16 protein-coding genes are annotated in these 13,624 nt (G+C 56.6%); 4 read left to right on the top strand and 12 right to left on the bottom strand.

Annotated features, from left to right (window positions below; all coding sequences use genetic code 11):
• Positions 1 to 133: 133 nt before the first annotated feature.
• Complete coding sequence (locus PQG80_RS22560; RefSeq protein ID WP_271753909.1) at positions 134 to 673, bottom strand: NAD(P)H-dependent oxidoreductase; 540 nt, start codon at positions 671 to 673, stop codon at positions 134 to 136.
• A gap of 251 nt (positions 674 to 924) precedes the next feature.
• Here PQG80_RS22560 and PQG80_RS22565 point away from each other — a divergent pair, with 251 nt between their 5' ends.
• A complete protein-coding gene (locus tag PQG80_RS22565) occupies positions 925 to 1,293 on the top strand; it encodes a winged helix-turn-helix transcriptional regulator (protein WP_271753910.1) in 369 nt (122 codons plus the stop codon).
• An 87-nt stretch (positions 1,294 to 1,380) separates the two neighbouring features.
• On the opposite strand, the gene PQG80_RS22570 is transcribed toward PQG80_RS22565, so the two are convergent.
• The 3 genes from PQG80_RS22570 to PQG80_RS22580 all read right to left on the bottom strand — a co-directional run bounded on the left by PQG80_RS22570 (position 1,381) and on the right by PQG80_RS22580 (position 3,766).
• The gene (locus tag PQG80_RS22570; RefSeq protein ID WP_271753911.1) at positions 1,381 to 2,199 is read right to left on the bottom strand and encodes a sugar phosphate isomerase/epimerase family protein; all 819 of its coding nucleotides are present in this window, start codon (positions 2,197 to 2,199) and stop codon (positions 1,381 to 1,383) included.
• A 101-nt stretch (positions 2,200 to 2,300) separates the two neighbouring features.
• Entirely contained in the window at positions 2,301 to 2,624 is a 324-nt protein-coding gene (locus PQG80_RS22575) for a MocE family 2Fe-2S type ferredoxin (protein WP_271753912.1), read from the bottom strand.
• A complete protein-coding gene (locus PQG80_RS22580; protein ID WP_271753913.1) occupies positions 2,621 to 3,766 on the bottom strand; it encodes a fatty acid desaturase family protein in 1,146 nt (381 codons plus the stop codon). The genes PQG80_RS22575 and PQG80_RS22580 overlap by 4 nt, the downstream gene beginning before the upstream one ends.
• Positions 3,767 to 3,935: 169 nt before the next feature.
• On the opposite strand from PQG80_RS22580, the gene PQG80_RS22585 reads away from it, so the two are divergent.
• The gene (locus PQG80_RS22585; RefSeq protein ID WP_271753914.1) at positions 3,936 to 4,835 is read left to right on the top strand and encodes a helix-turn-helix domain-containing protein; all 900 of its coding nucleotides are present in this window, start codon (positions 3,936 to 3,938) and stop codon (positions 4,833 to 4,835) included.
• A 21-nt stretch (positions 4,836 to 4,856) separates the two neighbouring features.
• Here PQG80_RS22585 and PQG80_RS22590 read toward each other — a convergent pair whose 3' ends face one another.
• The 4 genes from PQG80_RS22590 to PQG80_RS22605 all read right to left on the bottom strand — a co-directional run bounded on the left by PQG80_RS22590 (position 4,857) and on the right by PQG80_RS22605 (position 8,147).
• Complete coding sequence (locus tag PQG80_RS22590) at positions 4,857 to 5,453, bottom strand: TetR/AcrR family transcriptional regulator (RefSeq protein ID WP_271753915.1); 597 nt, start codon at positions 5,451 to 5,453, stop codon at positions 4,857 to 4,859.
• 181 nt (positions 5,454 to 5,634) lie between these two features.
• Positions 5,635 to 6,399: an SDR family NAD(P)-dependent oxidoreductase gene (locus tag PQG80_RS22595; RefSeq protein ID WP_271753916.1), complete on the bottom strand. Its 765-nt coding sequence runs from the start codon at positions 6,397 to 6,399 to the stop codon at positions 5,635 to 5,637.
• 61 nt (positions 6,400 to 6,460) lie between these two features.
• Complete coding sequence (locus tag PQG80_RS22600) at positions 6,461 to 7,504, bottom strand: Atu2307/SP_0267 family LLM class monooxygenase (protein ID WP_271753917.1); 1,044 nt, start codon at positions 7,502 to 7,504, stop codon at positions 6,461 to 6,463.
• 172 nt (positions 7,505 to 7,676) lie between these two features.
• Positions 7,677 to 8,147 carry a MarR family winged helix-turn-helix transcriptional regulator gene (locus PQG80_RS22605; protein WP_271753918.1) on the bottom strand — a complete coding sequence of 157 codons (471 nt, stop codon included), beginning with the start codon at positions 8,145 to 8,147 and terminating at the stop codon, positions 7,677 to 7,679.
• Positions 8,148 to 8,334: 187 nt separating this feature from the next.
• On the opposite strand from PQG80_RS22605, the gene PQG80_RS22610 reads away from it, so the two are divergent.
• Complete coding sequence (locus PQG80_RS22610) at positions 8,335 to 8,508, top strand: hypothetical protein (protein WP_271753920.1); 174 nt, start codon at positions 8,335 to 8,337, stop codon at positions 8,506 to 8,508.
• A gap of 216 nt (positions 8,509 to 8,724) precedes the next feature.
• Positions 8,725 to 9,912, top strand: a complete 1,188-nt coding sequence (locus PQG80_RS22615; RefSeq protein WP_271753921.1) for a M20 metallopeptidase family protein — start codon at positions 8,725 to 8,727, stop codon at positions 9,910 to 9,912.
• A gap of 55 nt (positions 9,913 to 9,967) precedes the next feature.
• On the opposite strand, the gene PQG80_RS22620 is transcribed toward PQG80_RS22615, so the two are convergent.
• From PQG80_RS22620 to PQG80_RS22635, 4 genes are all read right to left on the bottom strand, one after another.
• A complete protein-coding gene (locus tag PQG80_RS22620; RefSeq protein WP_271753922.1) occupies positions 9,968 to 10,339 on the bottom strand; it encodes a glyoxalase superfamily protein in 372 nt (123 codons plus the stop codon).
• Positions 10,340 to 10,446: 107 nt separating this feature from the next.
• Positions 10,447 to 11,274, bottom strand: coding sequence for a carbohydrate ABC transporter permease (locus PQG80_RS22625; RefSeq protein WP_271753923.1), 828 nt, complete (start codon positions 11,272 to 11,274; stop codon positions 10,447 to 10,449).
• Between the two features lie 16 nt (positions 11,275 to 11,290).
• Positions 11,291 to 12,193: a carbohydrate ABC transporter permease gene (locus PQG80_RS22630; protein WP_271753924.1), complete on the bottom strand. Its 903-nt coding sequence runs from the start codon at positions 12,191 to 12,193 to the stop codon at positions 11,291 to 11,293.
• The gene (locus tag PQG80_RS22635) at positions 12,186 to 13,553 is read right to left on the bottom strand and encodes an ABC transporter substrate-binding protein (RefSeq protein WP_432432798.1); all 1,368 of its coding nucleotides are present in this window, start codon (positions 13,551 to 13,553) and stop codon (positions 12,186 to 12,188) included. The genes PQG80_RS22630 and PQG80_RS22635 overlap by 8 nt, the downstream gene beginning before the upstream one ends.
• Positions 13,554 to 13,624: the final 71 nt, after the last annotated feature.

The raw sequence follows: 13,624 nt of genomic DNA on the forward strand, positions 1-13,624 counted from the left end.
TCCCCCTTAAAAATATCCCATCCATGGAATAGTATAGAGGAGCGGCTAGGTCGGTACCATTGATCTAGATGACAACTGCCTTACACTCTTGAAAGGTTGGCGTCGATGGCGCTGCTAACGGCAGCGTCTTCCATCAGTGTACAAGTTCTTCCCTCCGAAGCTGGATATGCTTCGTAAACCGTATAGCTTCGCTTGCCAGATACTCTTCCGAGCCCAAATTCGCATTGAAGGAAACGAATGCCGGAAGATAAGTACCTCTACATTTGATGAGGGTCTGTTCGATCGGCCGCAATAATTCGCTGATCGTGAACCGGTTGCTGCCTCCCGCCCGATAGGAGTTCTCTGTCCCCCCGGCGGTAGTGGCGACGATGAACTCTTTGCCCAGCAATCTGTCACCTGAAGGGTCTAACGCCCATCCTAACGTTAAGACATCATCGAACCACTTTTTCATTAAAGGCGGGCAGCTGTACCAGTACAGCGGGAACTGTAGCACGATGCGGTCGTAGCGGAGAAGCCGTTGACGTTCCTTATCCGCGTCAATATTCCAGTCAGCGTATTCCTCGTACAGATTGTAGTAATCAATATCGGTTTGCCTCGTTAATTCAAGAAAAAGAGCCTGATTGGCGCGGGACTCATACGGCCGTGGATGTGCAGCAATGACTAAGATTCGCATAGGACGGTTTTCCTCTCCTGTTCAATGTTAACCTCGCGAGTTACTTCCCCATTATTGGTTACATCCTTGCATTTGCAAAGTACGCAGTTTTTCCGTACTAAGTCTATAAAATCATACTCATGACCTTATATGACAAAGGCGTATAGTATGAAAAACCGTACTATGTACGATAAATCGGCGTACTGTTTATTTTCCAGATACTCTGATAAAGTAACGGTAAAAAACCAATCTCGTATTCGGGGGTGTGGAGCATGCAAGCGGATATGCGCGAGCCCGATTCAACGCAAGGTGTAATAACGATGCTGCAAGCGATCGGCGGTAAGTGGAAGCCGCTTATTTTGTTCATTTTGCTGAACGAAGGAACAAAACGCTTCGGGCAGCTCAGACGCCAGTTAACCAACATTACGCAAGGAATGCTCACTAACCAGCTGCGCGAGCTTGAGCAGGATGGGCTGATTGTGCGCCGGGTATATCAGGAGATCCCGCCCAAAGTCGAGTATGAACTATCCGAACACGGGCGAACTTTAAAAACGGTTCTAGGAGAGATGTGTACATGGGGCTACCGGCATTTGGATTTTTTGAACGGGGAAAAAGTAAGCGCCGGACCTTCTGAACGGTAACAAGTTTAAATACCATTTCCGCCAAGAGGCTCAACGGTTCAGTTTTTCAAATAAAAAATGCCGCGATTTACGCGGCATCGAAGGCAATCAACTAAAAGGCGCATTCTGTCTCCAATCCTTGAACAACTGCGCGGCGTAATCGGACATCCATTGATTGACCTCCCACAGATCCGCGACCGGCGTACCCGTGAAGGGCAGCGTGTGCATATATCCCGGAGGCCCGAACTCGGCGGTGAACGTAACGGCTTCCGCGCCATTTTTCGAGCGTTGCTCCCATATCCTTTTCCACCAGCCGGCAAAAAAGTCTAGCTCCGTCCGGTATTCGGGCGCTACCGGATGAGGCACCTGCGGCCCTTCGGGATAACCGATTCTCCCGTGGATATGTAGGGTGCGTTCGATGGCCAGCGCGAGATTCTCCTGCTGATCGTCCAGATGGGACTCGCATACGTTCATCCAATGGCTGAAGTCGGCGGTGATCGCAAGCTCCGGGAATTTGCGCAGCAGCCTGGCCGTCGTCCAAGGCGTGAACATGGCTCTATGCCGATGCGTCTCGTGTGCGACCGGAATGCCGATTCGTGCTTCCGTCTCCAGCGCGGCCCCGAAGAATCGGTCCTGCTCGTCCTCCGTCATGCAATCGCGGGCGCTGTGCGAGACGATCGCCAGAGGCTTGAAGCGCGAGGCATAGGCGACCTGCGCATTAAAATCGGCCGCGTGGTCGCTGCCCGTGAATACTTGCGCGATAAACGCAAGACCGTACCGCTGAAGCAAGGCCTCGAACGCGTCGGCTTGCTCCGGCGCCGGCGGAGCTGCTTCGATGCCCGTATATCCCGCTTCGGCGGCTCGGCCCAGCTGCTGCTCATAGTCGCCTTCCATGCCCCATAAGGCTTTAAATAATTGAAGCTCCATGTCTCAACCTCTCCCCCTTATCACCATAGGATCTAAGCCGCGTTCAATGAGACGCATCGTTCTTGATTATAGCAGGCCCCGAAGACAATCGCCGCGCCCATTTATTCGTTCGCGCTAAGATACACTTTGCCGTTCTCCACCTTCACCGGATACGTCTTCAGATCCACGCATACTGGCGCTTTCTTCGCTTTGCCGGTCGTATAGTCGAATCTGCCGTTGTGCTTCGGACATTCGATCGTATTCCCCATGACGAAGCCGTCGGCCAGATGGAACCGCTGATGCGTGCAATATCCGTCCGTTGCGTAATAATCGTCGTCCTCGGACCGGTAGACCGCGAACGTGCGGTCCCCGTAATCGAAACGAATGACGTCCTCCTGCTCGATCTCGTTCGCGCCGCACACCTCGACCCACTTTTGCTCCGTCATGCCGTCTCCCCCTCCGTGTCCGTTTTCCCGTTGGTATGACCGGTTGCCTGTCTGATTCGTTCCGTAATATAAGGAATCTCCTGAAGGCCGTACATATAAGGACGCGCCGTCTCCGGCAATGGCTGAATCACCGCATAACCGGGATCCTTGCCCTGTCGGATCATCGCTCCGATCGCCTCCCGCAAGGCGGCCCATAGGCTGGGTCTCGGCGCAGGCGTATCATCCTTCATGGCTTCGTGCAGCGCGGGCAGCGCATGGTAAGGCACCATCGGGAACATGTGATGCTCGACGTGGTAGTTCATGTTCCAATACAAGAACCGGAGGACCGGATTCATCTTCATCGTACGGGAATTCAGCCGGTGATCGAGCACGTCGTCATAAAGGCCGAGGTGTTGGGTGATTCCAAAGCAAAGCATTAGAATGACGCCGTAAAACGAAGGAAGCCCGATCAGCATGGCCGGCAGCAGACTGCCTTGCCATATGCAGGTCGCGACGACGCCGAGCAGGATCAACAGATAGATCCTCGCCTCGCGAAATGTTTTATTGAACTCGGACGGCGGGATGTATTCCTTCTCATGCGCGTCCAACTTGCCGAAGCAGTGGAGAATGAAACGCTTGATCTCGATCGGACCGCCGTACAAATGAAGAATCTGCATAAACAGAATGCGCCAGACCGGAGGCCGCTCGGTCAGAATCTCCGGATCTCTGCCGACGATGTACGTATCCGTATGGTGCCTGGTGTGGCTCCACCGCCAAGGGGTCGCCGACCGTAGCACCATAAAGGACGCGATCTGATAAATCGCTTCATTCATCCAAGGCGTCTTGAACGCCGTGCCGTGCCCGCATTCATGCCACCGCGAATCGCCCGGCGTCGCGTACAGAATGCCATATACGAGGAATACCGGTACCGCCCACCAGGTCCCCCAGACGACCGTGCCCAGCCAGCCGGTTCCGGCGAGCAGCGCGAACCACAGGACGGTGTCCCGGATCGCGGGTCCGTTTTTTCGTTTCATCAGCTCTTTCATCCGCGGCCTGGGGATCGGCGACTGATACCACTCCGCAGCGACCATGCCCCGCTCCTGAGCCAGCTTTCCTTCGGGTCCTATGAGGCTGTAATCCCGCTTCTTCACCGCAGCAGCCAATCCGCCCATCTCCTTTTTCTGTCATCCGCCTCGTTCCTGAACCGCTTACAACCTCCATTCTATTCATAGAATCGCATCCTGTATTTAGTCCGGATCGGCAATTTGGTTGCCAAAATCGGTATTTGGACCGTATGCTTATCCTAATCGTCAGGAGAGGAAGCGGCTGCCCATGGAAGAAGAGCGTCCTTTGTTCTTTAAGGGGCCAAGCGAGACCATCGATGCGTTGTCCGACGTCTATTTTCCGCCGTACATCACGCTTGCCCATGTCTTCCATGCGCCGGAGGGCTGGGGAATCCGCTCGCGCGTGCTGAAGCAGTACCAGTTCCAGTACAACCTCGGCGGACTCGCCGAATATCGGATCGGCGAACGCGTGTACGAGACGAAGCGGGGCGATCTGATTTTCCACCGGCCGGGCGAGAATCACGAGATTACGACGCCTCAGGGCTCGCCATACGTCTGTATCTCCATCGTTTTCCACTTCGGAAGCGCCGCTTTTCCGATCGACAGTCTCCTTTCCGGTTCCCACGACATGGGGAACTTCACCGGCCATGAGCTCGAAGAGAAGCTGACCAGCCTTGTCCTCGCCTATCGGCAGCCTGGACTCGCCTCTCAGTTCAAAGCGCAGTCGCTGCTCATGGACGTGCTGTCGGAGCTGGGCCGGATGCTGCATGAGCGCGTACGGGACGAATCCACCGCCACGCAGCGCAATAACTTGGCCAAGATGGTCCTGGTCAAAAATCATATCCTGCAAAACTATCGGGAAAATCTGCAGATTCGGCAGCTGGAGACGTTAACGGGTTTTAGCCGAGACTATCTCATCGAGCAGTTCCGCAAGTCGTTCGGCATGACGCCGATCCAGTACTTGATTCACGTACGCGTAGAGAAAGCGAAAGAGCTGGCCCTGCATACCGGACTCAGCATTGGCGAGATCGCGGAGCGGGTCGGGTACAGCGACGTCCATACCTTCGGAAAAATGTTCAAGAAAAAAACCGGCTACAGCTTGAGCCGGTTCTGCTCCTCCCTATTTATCCAGTCTTCCTACAAGGAAGACGATCATAAACTACCCTGACCGGCAGGTATAAGCCGTAAATCACGACATCAGTTTGACCAAACCCTGGATTAACGTATCCTCGTTCGAGCTTCCGAAAAGCTTGGAGAAAATCGTAAAGCCTTCATTAAAAGCAATGACCTGCATGGCGATCGACTGCGTATCTTTATCCCGCGAGACCCAGCCTCCTTCTTGCAGCACCTTAACCAGCATCTCGATGCCGGATACCCAATCGCGGTATTTGGCCATCAGCTTCTCATGGTATTCGGGTATATGCTTGGTCTGCAGATAAAAGTCGACCAGTACGATAATCCAGTTATCGATTTCTTTTAACTGATGCGCCAGATTCGACAGCGTATGCTTAATGACTTCTTCCAGCGTCGTATCCGAAGAATCGTATTGCTTGGGAACGTCCGTCCATCCCGACGTCAGTTGGATCTGATAGTCCAGCACGTCGAAAAAAAGCTCCTCTTTACTCTTAAAATGACCGTAAAACGCTCCCTTCGTATGCCCGGTGCGGGCTACGATCTCTCCGAGCGTCGTGGAGGCGTATCCTTTTTCGGAGAAACACTGCAAGCCCGCTTCCAGCAGCTGCCGGTACGTCGCTTCTCTTTTAAGCTGGAATTTGTTTTTTTTCAAAGCGAACACTCCCGGCTGCGGAATTCTTTCTCCTAAGATAGCAGATAAGCGGGATTCAAGAAAGACGCAGTCCGCGGGATGCAAAAATTAAGACGCCCATGCGGTCCGCATGAGCGACTTAAAGTTCGTGCCTAATCAGACGATCGAACGGGTGTGGCGGGATAATATCGCCCTGCCGTCATCACCACGCAGTCGCGCCGCCGTCCACGGCATAGTTGGCTCCCGTAATATACGATGCCTTGTCGGATGCAAGAAAGGCGGCCAGCTCCACGATCTCCTCGGGTTTGCCAAATCGCTTCAGCAGCGTCTTTTGCGTAATCGCGTCCCGAGCGGCTTGATTGTCGCCCAGATCCCGCTCGCTTGCCGGAGTCAGCACGGGACCGGAACTGATCGCCACCGCGCGAATGCCGTGCGGCGCCCCCTCGAGCGCGAATTGCCTCGTCATGGCGATCACGCCCGCTTTGGTTGCCGTATGGGCGACCATGGGCGGCGTCTCGCCGGCGATCATGCCCGATATGGAGGCTATGCTTAGAATCACGCCGCCCCCTCGGCGTACGAGATGAGGCCATGCGTACTTGGAGACAAAGAACGGAATGTCCAGCTCGCCGGCCACCGTCGCCCGCCAATCCTCCACTGAAAACTCGGGGATCGGCCCGAAGCGCTGATACGCCGCATTGTTGTAGACGACATCGATGCCGCCATATACGGATGCCGCGGATTGTACGAAACGCTCCACCTGCTTGGGATCCGTAAGATCAACGGGCGCGAAGCCCGTCATTTCGCCGCCGGCGCGCCGGACCAGCTCCACCGTCTCGTTATTCAGGTCGGCCTTGAGATCGCATCCGATCACTTTGGCGCCTTCCCTGGCGAATATTTGAGCCGCCACCCGTCCTTGTCCGCCGCCCGTACCCGTAATTAATACGACTTTATCGTCGAGAATGCCCATAGCAGCCTCCTAAGTGATGATCCTCTAGACCAGACATAGCATGCCCGCTTGGGCATTGCTGTCATTCCTGATTAAGAGCTTCCCGCACGCGCGGAGCGACTTCCGTGCCGAGCAGCTCGATGGATCTCAATATGTCCTGATGCGGCATCGTCCCGACCGGCAAGTGCAGGAAAAACCGCGACAATCCCAAACGCTTGCTCATGGCTATGATCTTGTCGGCGACCGTCTCGGGGTCTCCTACATATAGAGCGCCTTCGGGACCGCGGGAGGCATCGAAGGACTCACGCGTATAAGGACTCCAGCCGCGCTCCTTGGCGAATAGATTAAACGATGCCTGCGTAGGCGGAAAATACTGCTCGACGGCGATGGACGTACTGTCGGCTACATAGCCGAGCGAATGCACGGCTACCCGCAGCTGCGATGCGTCATGTCCCGCCCGGGCGCCCGCGTTCTTGTACAGATCTATGATGGGCGCGAACCGTAAAGGACTGCCGCCGATAATCGCCAACACCAGCGGCAGACCCAGCACGCCTGCGCGTACGGCGGATTCCGCGTTCCCGCCGCTGCCGATCCATACGGGGAGCGGGGACTGCACGGGACGCGGATATATGCCGAGGTTCGTGAAGGCCGGGCGATGTCCGCCCTTCCAACTAACCTTCTCGGATTGTCTCAGCTTGAGCAGCAGCTCGAGCTTCTCCTCGAATAGCTCGTTATAATCGTTCACGTCGTAACCGAACAAAGGAAAGGCATCCACCATGGAGCCGCGTCCCGCGATGATCTCGGCCCGGCCGTTGGATATGCCGTCCACCGTGGCGAATTGCTGGAATAACCGCACCGGATCGACGGCCGAGAGCACGGTCACCGAGCTGGTCAACCGAATCTGTCGGGTAACCGCGGCACCTGCCGCCAATACGACGGCGGTGGCCGAATCCGCGAATTCCTTGCGATGATGCTCGCCGATGCCGAATATATCGAGCCCTGCCTGATCGGCTAGCGCGATTTCTTCCACGACCTCGCGCAGCCGCTCCGCATGGCTGATCGTCTGTCCCGTGTTCACGTCGGGAGTCGTCTCGATAAACGAATCGACGCCAATTTCAAATCTCACGGATATTCTCCCCTTTAGATATATATTATAATATTAGATATCCTACCATTAGGATATATGAGTGCGAGATGCTTGTCAACACCCTACGTTCATGTCCCATCGTCAATGCCCAGGTATGGCAAGCATAAAAAAAACGGCGCAGAATCATCCTGCGTCGTCTAAAAGCAATCCCTTATTCATCTTTTGCCGGTTCAGCTCTTTGCTGGAGGGCCAATCCGATTTTTTTGGCTACGCGGATCAGTTCCAGCTTCTCGTCGTCCGTCGCGGGCGACAAGCCCATCTTGATCGCCTCCAGGTGCTTAGGGAAAATATCCGCGAAGTAATCATGGCCTTGCCGGGTCAACGTAATATTAATCTTCCTACGGTCCCCCGGGATGGGCGTACGCTCGACGAGCCCTTTCTTTTCCAGCTTATCGACGACGTAAGTAATGCTCCCGCTCGGAATGGAGAAGATGTCGCTGATGAGCTGTACGGAATGGGGACCCTTATTATATAGAAGCTCGAGGATTTGAAACGTTTCCCTGCTGAGTTCGTAACCGTCGATATCGCGCTTCAGGTAGTCGAAAAGCGTATCCGTGAATTTCTTCAATACGCGGACCACCTGCAGATCCAGCTCTTGTTCCGTTGAATCGCGTTCGGTCATATCCAAGTCTCCCTGCATTTAGCCTATTACTAGGAATTATAGTAATAGCTTAAATGCGATGTCAAGAATGCGATGAATCCGCAGCTTCGCACCATAAAAAATAAAAAGCGCACAAGCTGAATGCACGGGACGAGATTTGGGTATAAATAATCAGATAGGTATTTTTTTCTTCGGGGAGAGATTTCTGATGCAACCAGACCAAGACTCGAAGCTCCGACAATTACAATCGCAGGCAGAGGACTTGCGTAAATGGGTTGTATTTTATGAAAAAGCGCATGAAGAATATAGGCTGAAGCAATATGAAAAATATCTCACCAATGCGCTGACGGCTATTGATCGGTTAAAGCAACCCACGCGTTGAAATATGGCGCTCGATGATAGATGGCATATTAAGCTATAAAGCCCTTTCGGATCCAGAAGGAATCCGAAAGGGCTTTATTCGTGCTGTTCTGCAATCCGGCAGACAATAATATTCGACTATAAAATGCGCGTTAGACGCAGACGTTTTGTCTCCCCGATTCGTTATGATAGAGGTATTGGCCAACTAAGCCCGCAAAAAGAAGGAGAGGATCAAGCCGTGACAGAACGACATCCGTTGTATCAAGCCGCCGCCGACCTGCAGGCGCAGTTGTCCGTCTGGAGGCGCGACTTCCACCGCAACCCGGAGCTGGGTTATGAAGAAACGAGAACGGCCGGCATCGTCGCGGATCATCTGACGCGATTGGGCCTGGAGGTCCGGACGGGCGTCGGCAAGACCGGCGTCGTCGGCCTACTGCGAGGCGCGGAGCCTGGGCCGACGGTGCTGCTCAGAGCCGACATGGACGCGCTGCCGATCCCGGACGGCAAAGAGGCGGACTATGCATCTACGGTAAAAGGAAAAGCCCACTTGTGCGGCCACGACGGCCATACGTCCATGCTGATGGCCGCCGCGCTCCTGCTCGCGAAGAACGCGCCGCCCAAAGGGAACATCAAATTCATGTTCCAGCCTGCGGAAGAAGGACTGGCCGGCGCAAAATCGATGATCGACGACGGCGTGCTCGAGCACCCGCGCGTGGATGCCGCCTTCGCCCTGCACGTCAAGCCGACGATCGCTTCGGGCAGGATCGGCGTCGGCTCGGGCACGTTCTATGCGGCGGCGGACCGCATCCGCATCCGGATTATCGGTCGGGGCGGCCACGCCGCGGCGCCGCACCAGACGATCGATTCCATACCGATCGCCGCGCAGGTCATCACGGCGCTGCAGTCGATCGCGAGCCGCCAGACCGATCCGCTGGATGCGGTGGTCGTGACGATCGGCCAGATTCAGGGCGGATTCGCCTCCAACGTGATCGCGCCCGAGGTCGAGCTCAGCGGAACGGTCCGCACGCTGAATCCCGCCCTGCAGGAGCTGATGCCAGCCAGGATCGAGCGGATCGTCCGCGGCGTGACCGAGTCGTTCGGCGCTTCCTATGCGTTCGATTACAATTTCAGCTATCCCATGGTGATCAACGACGAGCAGATGACAGAACATATCAGCCGCACGGCCGACGTCACGCTTGGTTCTGGCAGCTGGTTCGCAGAAAGGCCGACCATGGGCGGCGAAGACTTCGCCTTCGTCGCGCGGGAGGTGCCCTCGGCTTTGTTCTGGCTCGGCGTCGGAGACGGTACGGAGCGTACCTCCTACCCGCTGCACCATCCGAAGTTCGACCTGGACGAGAACGCCCTTCCTGTCGGGGCCGCCATGCTCGCATCCGCGGCTCTGAATTATCTGGAGCAGCATAGTTAAGCGAATCTAGGAAAATAGAGAAGCATCCCTCAGCTCGCGGGCTAAGGGGTGCTTTTCAAGCGGACGCGGGATATTCGCAAAATACGAGGCGGTTGCCGAACGGATCGGTGACCGTGCATTCCTCGCTGCCCCAAGGCGGTTTTTCCAAGCCGGGTCTCGCATAATCGTACTTCTTTTCGATCAATGCCTTTTGCCATTCGCGCACGCCCGTCATATGGATCCGCAGAGCGGCGCCCGGACAGCAGTCTCCATGGTGCTCGCTGAGATGCAGCTTAATCTCGCCTTGGGAGATCTGGAAGTACAGCGGCAATTCCGGTTCGAACCGATGCTCCCAATCCACCTGAAAGCCCAGGAAGTCCACGTAAAATTCCTTTGCCTTCCGTACGTCGAAAATGCGCAGAATCGGAACGATTTGCTCGAGTTTCATCCTTGGCGGCCCCTTTCAACTCAGCAGAATTTCAATCTCCCGATATGAATTCGATAGGCGCACCGGATTTCCTCTTGCCGTTAGGCCGCGATGGCCTCATCGCGTTGTCAGCCCTTGATCGCGCCGGCGGACATCTGCATGAACGACTTGTTGGCGAAAACGTAAGCGACGAGGATCGGCACGATCGACAAGCAGGCGCCCGCCATCATCAGATGCGTCTGCGAGGCGGCCGAGACGCCGTACTTCAGACTCGCGAGCCCTACGGTCAACGTCTGCAGCTCCGGCTTGCTCAGCGTGAATACGAACGGAAGCAGATACTCGTTCCAGGCGCCGCGGAACGCAAACAACGCGCATACGCCCAATCCAGGCGCGAGAAGCGGCAAAACGATCTTAACGAACGTCCTGCCGCGGGAGCATCCGTCGATGAGCGCGGCTTCGTCGAGCTCGCGGGGGATGCCGCTCATGAAGCTAAGCAAGATAAAAAATGCCGAAGCATGCGCGCTGACGAGGATCAATACGACGCCCCATAACGTGTCCTGCAGGCGCAGCTTGATCATCAGCTCGAACTGCGGTCGCAGGACAACGGCCCCGATCGCCACGAACATCGTGAAGGCCTGCATGCCGATATACAGCCTTTTGCCGGCAAACGTCATCCTGTCGGCCACGTAGGCCGCCATCGAGGATACGAGCAGGATGCCGATCGTCGACGCGGCTGCGACGAACAGGCTGTTCATCGTATATGCCGAGAAGTTGGCCTGCCGCCAGGCTTCGGCGTAGTTGGACAGCTGCCAGCTCGTCGGCAGGATCGTCGCCCCCGCCGTCAGTTCGGCGTTCGTCTTGAACGAACCCAGGAGCGTGACCAGGATCGGGAACAGCGTTAACAAAGCTGCAGCGAGCAGGAACGCCCACAGCGCGGTCTTCCCTATCGTTCGCATTTAAGCCTCTCCTTTCTTAGGCGTACCGGTTCATCTGTTTGGAGCCGTAGAAATACAGGACCGTAACCGCGCCGACGATGACCGCCGTGACAAAAGCGACCGCGCTCCCATAGCCGATCTCCTGGACCTGCGAGGCCGCGCCGGTGCCCGCCGTAGGGAAGAACAGCTTGTATACGTACAAAAACATGACGTTCGTCTTGCCGACCGGCCCTCCGTCCGTCAGCACCATGATGCTCTCGTAGCCCTTGAGCGCATTGATGATGGCCAGCATGACGATCATCTGCGAGACCGGACCCAGCATCGGGAGCGTCACGTAGCGGAACTGCTGCAGCTTGTTCGCGCCGTCCAGCGAAGCGCTCTCGTAGACGTCGGCAGGAATATTCTGCAGGCCGGCCAGGAACAGCAGCATGTAGTTGCCGACGGCGCCCCAGACGGAGACGAGCACGACCGTCAGCATCGCATGATCGACGCCGAGCCAGTCGACGGCGCCGCCGATCAGCTTGTACTTGAGCAGAAACTGGTTGAGTACGCCGTTGTAGGCGTTAAATATCGCGAAGAAGACGACGGCCATGACCGCGGAGCTGATGATCGTGGGCATGAAAAAGACGGCACGGAGCACATGCCGTCCTCTCAATCCGCGATTCAGCAGCACCGCGAGCAGCAGCGCGAGCGGGATCGACAGCGCCAGCTTGCCCCCGGCGTACGCGAACGTATTGACCACGGACTGCCAAAACTCGCCGTCCCGCAGGACGCGCGCGAAGTTGTCCAGGCCGATATACCGCTCCGCCCCGTATCCCTTGTAATCGTAGAACATGTATCGCATCGCCCAGCCGATCGGATAGATGCCGAGCACGACCGTGAGCAGGAAGCTCGGCATCATGAATCCGTAGGAGAACGCCAGGTTTTTCTTTCTATTCATCGGCGTACTGACCGGCCAGCCGGGCCGGGTCGAAGTCCGGATCCGGCTCCGCCTTCACGTCGCCGCTCGCGATCGCGGCGTCGAGCGCTTTGTTGTACCGCGCGTTCAGATCGGCGACGATGGCGTCCAGATCGCCGCCGCTGAGGATGTACTTGAAGAAAGCGTCGTCGGACTTGGCGCCCTGCACGGGGACGGCGGGATAAACCGGCCACACGCCGTCACGCGCGGTCGGCAGGAAACCGTCGATTCCGTACACTTCGGGTTTGGCGGCTACCGCGCTCACCGACGGCACCATCGCGATGCCGAAGCCCTTCTCCTGGTATTGCTGCAGAATCTGGTCGCCGTACATATAGGCCATGAATTTCCAAGCGGCATCCTTATGCTCGGATTCCGAGCTGATCGCGAGCCATTGTCCCCCCAGGAATCCGGAGGCGCCGTTTACGCTGCCGTCGATCGAAGGCGCTGGCGCGGCGGCCCATTCGATCTTGGCGGGGAACTGCGACTGGTAAACGCCTGCCTCCGCGGAGAAGGACAGGTACATCCCGATCTTCCCTTCGGCGAACTGCGCCCGCAGCGGATCGATATCCAGCGATTCCACGCCGGGCAGCATGCTGCCGTCGTCCTTCATCTGCTTGAACGCCTCGATGATCGGCTTGAAAGGGGCGAAGTCGTACCGCGCCGTCTTGAAATCGTAGCCGAAGCCGCCATAGCCGCTCGTCTCGGCGATGACGCGCGCGGACCTGCCCAGCGCGCTGCCCGGGCTTTTGAAGTTTTGAGCGAAGCCGTATTCTCCGTTCGCCTTCCCTGCGGCCGTTATTTTTTTGGCATCCTCCACGAGCTCGGCCAGCGTCGTCGGCGGCGCTGCGATACCCGCCTTGGCGAACAGCTCCTTGTTGTAGATGAGCCGCATCGTCGTCCCGTAGTTCGGCAGGCTGTATCGCTTCCCGTCGAAGCTGTTCAAGTTTTCCATGAGCGGAAACTTGGCTTTGAGCTCGTCTGTCAGGTACGCGTCGATCGGCGCGAGGAACCCCTTTTTATAAAAGGTCTGGATCGTATTCTCCTTCACCCGGATGACGTCCGGGGCTTCGGAGGTCTGGAACGACATGTCGAGCGCCTGGTCGAAGTCGTCGCCCTTGATGACCAGCTCGACCTCGATATCGTCCGCATTGGTCCGGTTGTACGCGTCGACCTGTTCCTTGATGAATTCCGAATCGTGCCGGTCTCCGGTCCAATAGACGATTTTCGTTTTGCCGCCGGACTTGGCTCCGCTTTGTTCTTCCTCCGATGACTGTCCGCTGCAGGCGACCAGGCTTCCCGCGAGCGTCAAGCCCGAGGCTGCGAGCAGCAGCTGCTTTTTCATGCGCATCTCTCTCTCTCCTATCGATCAAATATACGGTCCTGTGCTTTATTATAGAGTCGGCCCCGCCCGCG

Origin of the sequence: Cohnella rhizoplanae, assembly GCF_948329515.1 — a bacterium.
Lineage (GTDB): Bacteria > Bacillota > Bacilli > Paenibacillales > Paenibacillaceae > Cohnella > Cohnella rhizoplanae.